The following is a 6,103-nucleotide window of genomic DNA, read 5'->3' as shown; positions in this document are numbered from 1 at the left end:
GGCGAACGAAACCGCTCGCGCGGTAGGGGGCTACGGCCAGGCGTAAAGGGTTCAGAGAAGTCCGCCGCGCAGTTCCGTATGTTGGAGGTCGAGGCAATCCGCCTCGTTCTTCAAACGGAGCTGCATCATGACCTCCAATCAACCGGGCGTCAGCCCTCTGCGTCAGCGTATGACCGACGACATGCGCATGCGTCAGCTTTCTCCGAAGACTCAAGCGGGCTACCTGCGCATTGTGCGTGAATTCGCCCGATATCTTAAACGCTCGCCCGCGACAGCGACTGTCGAAGACCTGCGAAACTACCAGTTGTATCTGGTCGATCGCGGAACGTCTCCCGTCTCCCTTAATGCCGCGATCACCGGGCTGAAGTTCTTCTTCGAGATCACGCTTCAGAAGCCGGAATTAATGGCGCGGATGCAGCCGGTGCGCGTGCCGCGCGTACTGCCAGTGGTCCTCAGCCCCGACGAGGTCCGGCGACTGATCGCGGCAACAGGTAATTTTGATCTGGTCCCCGAAAAATGGACGCCATAAGGTTGATAATCAGCCTTGTGGAGAAAGCGATGAAATCAGTACCGAGACGGAAGTACACGGAGGAGTTTCGCGCAGCAGCGGTCGAGCAAGTGATTGTAGGCCGGCGAGGATTGCGGGAGGTTGCGCGAAGTCTGGAGATGTCAGATAAGACGCTGGCGAACTGGGTTGGCGATGCGCGTAAGGGGCAGGCCCCAGTCAAGCGTGGGCAAAGGCCCCCGGTCACGGATCTGGAGGCTGAGAACGCACGCCTGAAGCAGGAGAATGCACGGCTGCGAATGGAGAAAGAAATACTGAAAAAAGCAGCGGCGTACTTCGCGAAGGAGTCGCTGTGAGGTACGCCTGGATCGAGCGACACCGAAACGCTTACCCGGTCGGATTGATGTGCGAGTCACTGGGCGTGTCGAAGAGCGGCTGGTACGCCGCACGCAAGCGCGCGCCGTCGCAACGGGCCGTGGAAAACGCGCGTCTTGTTACACGGATGCAGTCGCTGCAGCGGCGCCATCGCGGCCGCTACGGTCGCCGGCGCATGCATCGGGCACTGCGGGATGAAGTCGGCCGCATCAACGAGAAGCGGGTTGGTCGTCTGATGCGTCAACACGGTTTGCAAAGCCGGTTGCGTCGACGCTTCCGGGTTGTGACCACCGACTCCCGGCACGCATATCCGGTAGCGCCCAACGTGCTGGCTCGCGACTTCGAGGCGAGCGCGCCCGACCGCAAGTGGCTGGTCGACCTGACCTACGTGGCGACCGACGAAGGTTGGCTGTATCTCGCCCTGGTACTTGACCTGTTCAGTCGCAAATTCGTCGGCTGGGCGATGAGCGAGCGCATCGATGAAGACCTGGCACTGCAGGCGCTGGTCATGGCGCTGGAGTGGCGCCGCCCCACGGGCGAGCTCATGCATCATTCTGACAGGGGGTCGCAATATGCGGCCAACGAGTACCGCAAGGTGCTTGCTGCGCGTGGCATTACCGTCTCAATGAGCCGCAAGGCGAGCTGTTGGGATAACGCACCGATGGAATCGGCTAACGGCACGGTAAAGGTCGAGTGCGTGTATCCAGAGCACTACGCCACGCGCGAACAGGCCCGGTTGTCCATCACGGAGTACCTCACGTACTACAACACTGAACGCCTGCATTCATCGTTAGATTACGTGAGCCCGAGTGAATTCGAGCGGCGCTGGCGCGCCGAGAATCAACGCAAGGAGGAACCCGCGTCATAACATAACGAGTGTCGAGTTACCCACGGCCGGTCGACGTCATGGTCGTGACAGGCGACCCGCCGACCGGCCGTGGATAACTCTCGAAGCCAGTTCATGGCGTCCACGAAATGGGTACCGCTCCAATTTAAAGCATCAGACGGCGTTGTCGCTCGCCTACGGCACGGGGTTGCGTGCCAGCGAAGTGGTCGCGCTCAAGGTTGGCGACATCGATAGCCAACGCATGACTCTGCGCGTCGAACAGGGCAAGGGCCGTAAGGATCGCTACGCGATGCTCTCGCCGGTGCTGCTGGAGCGCTTGCGTGTCTGGTGGCGGGTGGCCCGCTCGCAAGGCAGGATGCCCGATGGCGGCTGGTTATTTCCGGGGCTCGATCCTGTCGACCCACTGACTCCCCGGCAACTGAATCGCGCGATTCGCGCCGCTGCCGAAGCCGCACAGATCGACAAGTGCGTATCGATGCACACGCTGCGCCACTATGTACCCTTCCGGATTATGTCTTGTAGCCTCCTGATAGCCCATTTTTCTGGGCAAATGGACAACGCCGGATAGAGATAATCTTGACTCCTCCACCCACGTAGGGAAGGAGTTCGTCGTGAAGTACACCATTCATGATCAGGTCGTTCTCTCGCGAGAACCTGAAGGTCCACTGGCAGCCCATCTATCATCCTTTGCCAACGCCATCTGCGCGCAGGGTTACAACGTATGGTCCCTGAAGCGGAAGGTCCGGATCGCCGCATGTTTCAGTCGATGGCTTAAACAGAGAGGTGTGGGGGTACGGGATATCTGCTTCGATCACGCAACACGATACTTGCGCTATCGTGCCCGGCATTTCCGGCCTCGCAACGATGATCGGGCAGCGCTCAGACAGCTTATTGGTTTCCTTCGCGGCGAAGGCGTGATTCCGCCTGAGCAGATGGCAACAATTCGGATTTCGGCGGCTGAGCGCTGTGTACAGGAGTACGAGGCGTACTTGCGCGATATTCAAGCTCTTGCCAGAGCCACGATCATTAACTACGTGCCGTTCGTCCGCGAGTTTCTCAAACATCGGTTCGGGAATGGGAGGGTCACGCTATCGAAACTACGTGCGGCCGATGTCGTGCGCTTTGTGCAGGTCCAGGCGCCACGACTGCATCTAAAGCAGGCGAAGCTTATGACCACTGCTCTGCGATCCTTTCTGCGCTATATGCGCTATCGCGGCGACATCACGCTGGACCTCGCTGCCGCCGTTCCGGTGGTCGCCAACTGGTCGAGCCCGTCAATTCCCCGGGGAATCTCAGCAGACCAGACTCGGGAGTTGCTGGCTAGTATCGATCGACGGACTACAGTCGGTCGTCGCGACTACGCGATCCTGTTGATGCTCGCGCGATTGGGATTGCGATCCAGTGAAGTGGTTTTCCTCGAACTCGATGATATCGACTGGGACGCAGGTCAACTGAGCGTTCACACCAAGGGTGGACAACGCATCGAGCTACCCTTACCTGCGGACGTCGGCGAAGCCATCGCCGCCTACTTGCAGCACGGGCGGCCGAAGAGCGCCAGTCGCCGCGTATTTTTACGTGCACGCGCGGGCATCACCGGTTTTCGTGGGCCAAGTAGCCTCGGCTGCGTCGTTCGGCGTGCACTTCAGCGTGCCAGCATTGACGCGCCCACAACCGGTGCCCATCAGTTCCGCTACGGACTGGCTACCCAGATGCTGAGTCATGGAGCTTCGCTCACGGAGATTGGCGAGGTGCTGGGTCATCGTCACCCACAGACCACGATGATCTACACTCGGGTCGACATCAAGGCATTGCGCGCACTCGCGTTGCCTTGGCCCGGAGGTGTACGATGAATACGCTTCGGCAGGCTGTTCAGGATTACCTCGACCTGCGGCGCAGCCTGGGATTCAAATTGAGGGAGGAGAGCACAGCGCTACCCGATTTCGTCGCGTTCATGGAACAGCATCGTGCTTCTTACGTTACGCAGGCGTTGGCGCTCGCCTGGGCTCGGCAACCCACAAATGTCCAGCCCGACCGATGGGCGCAACGAATGCGCTGGTTGCGTGGGTTCGCGCGATATCGCAGTGCTACCGATCCCCGCACGGAAATACCAGCACCAGGCTTGTTGCCATTTCGACCGAAGCGGGCCCGACCATACCTATACTCGGCCGACGAGATCCGTAGCCTGCTACAGGCGGCGCTGCAGATGCCATACCACGATGAACGGGCTGCACTGCTGCCATGGACCTATCACTGCCTGTTCGGGCTGTTGAGCGTCACGGGCATGCGCCTGGGTGAAGCGCGCAATCTCGAGCTTCAGGACGTGGATCTGACGGGGGCGATATTAACGATCCGCGGCGCGAAGCTCGGAAAGACGAGACTCATTCCTTTGCATGCCTCAACATGCAAGGTGCTCGCAGCCTACATCACGCGGCGTGAGCATCACTGGGCGGGTCGACCGGTATCTTTCTATCTCTTTGTTTCCAGCTGGGGTAACCGGATGGATGCCGGTACAATTCATCGCACTTTCTATTCATTGTCGCGGCAGATTGGCTTACGCGGGGCATCCGACAGTCACGGGCCGCGTCTGCACGACATGAGGCACGTGTTTGCCACGAATACACTTGTACGCTGGTACAAGTCCGGAGATGACCCGGAGCGCCGTCTGCCAATCCTGTCAGCCTACCTCGGCCATTCTCACGTCGAGGATACGCAGTGGTATCTGAACGGTTCGCCCGAATTGATGCGTGAGGCGATGCGCCGGCTCGAACAACTCTGGGGAGATCGGCCATGAATGATACCGCCACCTTTGCTCCGCTACTGGAGCGCTTCTTCACGCAGCGTCTGATGGAAGAGCGTCAGGCGAGCCCTCACACCATCAGTGCCTATCGCGATACCTATCGTCAATTCCTTAAGTTCGTGCAGCAGCGCCTGCATAAGTCCCCGTCGCAGCTAAACCTCGAAGACATCGATGCTCCACTGATCGTCGCGTTCCTGGACGAGATTGAGAAGAACCAGGGCGTTAGCGTTCGCACCAGAAATCTGCGCCTTGCGGCGATTCATTCCTTCTTTCGCTACGCCGCTCTCGAAGCACCGGCCCATTCTGCCCAGATCCAGAGGGTGCTTGCCATCCCCAGCAAGCGCTTCACCCGTAAGCTGATCCACTTCCTGACGCCTCCAGAAGTCGACGCCTTGCTTGCTGCGCCTGATCAGGGCACGTGGTCTGGCCGGCGCGACCACGCCTTTCTATTGGTCGCAGTCCAGACCGGTCTGCGCCTGTCCGAGATGACCGGACTCAATCGCGAGGATGTGGTGCTTGGCACCGGCGCACACGTGAGGGTCATCGGAAAGGGTCGAAAAGAGCGCTGTACACCCATCGCGAGATCCACACGCGCTGTACTGAAAGCATGGCTGCGAGAACCACAACGTGGTGATGGCACAGTACTGTTTCCCAGCGAGCGCGGCGAACGCCTCAGTGTTCATGGTGTGCAGTATCTGCTAAACAAGCACCGCAAGGCCGCGTGTGAAGTTTGCCCGTCATTGAATCAGAAGCGGGTCACTGTTCACTGTTTAAGACACACCATGGCCATGGACCTTCTGCAATCAGGCGTTCGTCGCTCGGTCATCGCGTTGTGGCTCGGACATGAATCGGTGGAAACCACGGAGATCTATGTCGAAGCGACCCTTGCGATGAAGGAACAGGCCCTTGAGAAGGCAACTCCGCGACGCGGCAAGCCAGGCCGCTTCAAGCCAACAGACGAGCTCCTCGACTTCCTGAACAGTCTTTAGGCTGCCGAATTATATCGGGTGATCGCTTGAGCGCATCTCTTTGACGGCCCGCAATCTCTGGTCAATTGTTGGAGTTCAATCCGCCACCCGACATAATCCGGAAGGGTACATAGTGGCGCTTATTTACCCAGCGATATAAGCGCCACAGTTTCGCGACGCACCTGCTCGAGCAGAAGGTGGATATCCGCGTGATTCAGGTGCTGCTTGGCCACAAGAAGCTCGAAACGACAGCGCTTTACGCCCAGGTCGCCACCGATTTGCTGCATGAAGTCGTTAGTCCGCTGGAGCGCCTGCGCCTCGAATAGCGGACGCGCGGTCCGGTCCAATGCTGGAGGTCGCGGACATCTTCCGCGCCTGCGGGACCACGTGGCGAAGCACGGTCGCACTGAGCCTCGGGCAGCTGAAGGTGATGTCGGCCATCGAACAGTGCCGCAGCGCGGCGCTCGGCGGGCATGTGCTGCGCTGTTCAGGCTGCTCGCGAACCGAGATCGCATATAACTCATGCCGGAATCGACATTGCCCGAAGTGTCAGGCAAGTGCCGCACGCCGCTGGCTCGAAGCGCGCGAGGCCGATCTGCTGCCGGTCGAGT

At 59.6% G+C, this 6,103-nt stretch carries 5 protein-coding genes and 3 pseudogenes; all 8 read left to right on the top strand.

Annotation, left to right across the window (positions count from 1 at the left end; genetic code table 11):
- Window positions 1-127 precede the first annotated feature (127 nt).
- A pseudogene (locus tag PQR02_RS39290) lies at window positions 128-496 on the top strand (site-specific integrase); the annotation flags it as partial.
- 50 nt (window positions 497-546) lie between these two features.
- Window positions 547-1,748 (top strand): IS3 family transposase gene (locus tag PQR02_RS39285; protein ID WP_408243205.1). Its coding sequence is split into 2 segments (ribosomal slippage): window positions 547-829 and window positions 829-1,748, totalling 1,203 coding nucleotides; the frame shifts between segments, so codons are not numbered across the junction.
- Window positions 1,749-1,869: 121 nt separating this feature from the next.
- Window positions 1,870-2,295: pseudogene (locus PQR02_RS39280) on the top strand (tyrosine-type recombinase/integrase); the annotation flags it as partial.
- A 43-nt stretch (window positions 2,296-2,338) separates the two neighbouring features.
- Complete coding sequence (locus PQR02_RS39275; protein ID WP_408243204.1) at window positions 2,339-3,577, top strand: site-specific integrase; 1,239 nt, start codon at window positions 2,339-2,341, stop codon at window positions 3,575-3,577.
- Entirely contained in the window at window positions 3,574-4,518 is a 945-nt protein-coding gene (locus PQR02_RS39270) for a tyrosine-type recombinase/integrase (RefSeq protein WP_408243203.1), read from the top strand. The genes PQR02_RS39275 and PQR02_RS39270 overlap by 4 nt, the downstream gene beginning before the upstream one ends.
- Complete coding sequence (locus PQR02_RS39265; protein ID WP_408243202.1) at window positions 4,515-5,513, top strand: site-specific integrase; 999 nt, start codon at window positions 4,515-4,517, stop codon at window positions 5,511-5,513. The genes PQR02_RS39270 and PQR02_RS39265 overlap by 4 nt, the downstream gene beginning before the upstream one ends.
- A gap of 140 nt (window positions 5,514-5,653) precedes the next feature.
- A pseudogene (locus tag PQR02_RS39260) lies at window positions 5,654-5,818 on the top strand (tyrosine-type recombinase/integrase); the annotation flags it as partial.
- Window positions 5,819-5,838: 20 nt separating this feature from the next.
- Window positions 5,839-6,103, top strand: a 265-nt coding sequence (locus PQR02_RS39255) for a transposase zinc-binding domain-containing protein (protein WP_408243201.1), incomplete at its 3' end; no start/stop codon positions are given.

Origin of the sequence: Paraburkholderia sediminicola (assembly GCF_046026895.1) — a bacterium.
Taxonomy (GTDB): Bacteria; Pseudomonadota; Gammaproteobacteria; order Burkholderiales; family Burkholderiaceae; genus Paraburkholderia; species Paraburkholderia sediminicola_C.
This window is presented reverse-complemented; position numbering and strand designations above follow the sequence as displayed.

What these genes read in the sequence shown, in the direction of transcription:
- PQR02_RS39270 (WP_408243203.1), top strand. Translation starts at nt 3,574, where the DNA reads ATGAATACGCTTCGGCAGGCTGTTCAGGATTACCTCGACCTGCGGCGC.
- PQR02_RS39265 (WP_408243202.1), top strand. Translation starts at nt 4,515, where the DNA reads ATGAATGATACCGCCACCTTTGCTCCGCTACTGGAGCGCTTCTTCACG.